Below are 1,051 nucleotides of genomic sequence, written 5' to 3'. Positions count from 1 at the left end.
GTTTCCCCATCGACAACACGTTCCGACACGACTGGTAAGCCTGGGCCGGGATTGCTTTTGCTGCGATGAGCTCTTCGATGACTTTGCGTGTTGCCGGCCCAACTTTGCTGGCTTCGCGGTAGAAGTACTCACTCGTCCACAACCCGCGTGTGGTATCCATGCCTGAGGGAATGTGGTCGCAGTCAGTGACATAGGCCCCGCGTGTATGTGAAACCCGGTGGGTTGCAACGGTTTGACCTGCATCAAAGACTGTCAGTACCTGGCCGGTGATACGCACATCGACGGTGCGCCCAACGAGTTGATGCGGTACCGAGTAGCGCACCGTGGCAACAATGATGTGGAAATCTGGTGCGACTTTCGCGCGTTTCCATTCGGTGTGCTGCCATGGTGTTTGCGGCAGATCGGCAAGAAGATGCTGCTCATAGGTTTCAAACAGGTCCCGGCGGCTTGATTGCTGACTCCGAAACGGCGTGACATCGTTAATTGCATCGACAAGGCTGACAATCTTGCCATTGAGCTCGTCAAGATCAACGCACTGGTGACCATCGAGTGCATGGATGATCTTGTGTGTGACGATTTTGACTGCGGCTTCCACATTCGCTTTATCTTTCGGTCGACGCGGGCGGGCAGGAAGAGCTGCAGTGTTGTAGTGCTCCAAGAACTGTTCGTAGGTGTCATTGACCTTCCGGTTTCTATCTGACGTACTGATTGCGTTCGACGCAGTCGACGCGTTATCAGGCACGACGACCTGGCAGACACCACCGAAGTATTCGAATGCACACCGGTGAGCATCAAGCCAGGCCTGTTGGCGTTGGTCAGCACACGCTCAGGCAAACAGCATCCCTGAATATGGAAGAGAGGCGACAAAGATACTGACTTTTGCACCCGGTTTCCCGGTTGGGTCAAACAGTCGCATCTTGGTGCCTGCCCAGTCGACTTGCATGGTGTGTCCTGGTGCGTGTGTGATGCGTGCTGAAAGCCCGGTCGCGTCGACATGTGCTGCGACAAGTTGGCGGAACCTGTCGTAGCTGTAGTGCCGCTGCCCCGGCCC

The 1,051-nt window shown here is 55.8% G+C and carries 2 pseudogenes; both read right to left on the bottom strand.

The features are described 5' to 3' along the window. A pseudogene (locus HMPREF3148_RS13335) lies at nucleotides 1-742 on the bottom strand (IS21 family transposase); the annotation flags it as partial. An 84-nt stretch (nucleotides 743-826) separates the two neighbouring features. Beyond that, nucleotides 827-1,051 (bottom strand): annotated as a pseudogene (locus tag HMPREF3148_RS14070) (IS21 family transposase); the annotation flags it as partial.

The organism is Corynebacterium sp. HMSC05D08 (assembly GCF_001807215.1).
GTDB lineage: Bacteria > Actinomycetota > Actinomycetes > Mycobacteriales > Mycobacteriaceae > Corynebacterium > Corynebacterium striatum.
This window is presented reverse-complemented; position numbering and strand designations above follow the sequence as displayed.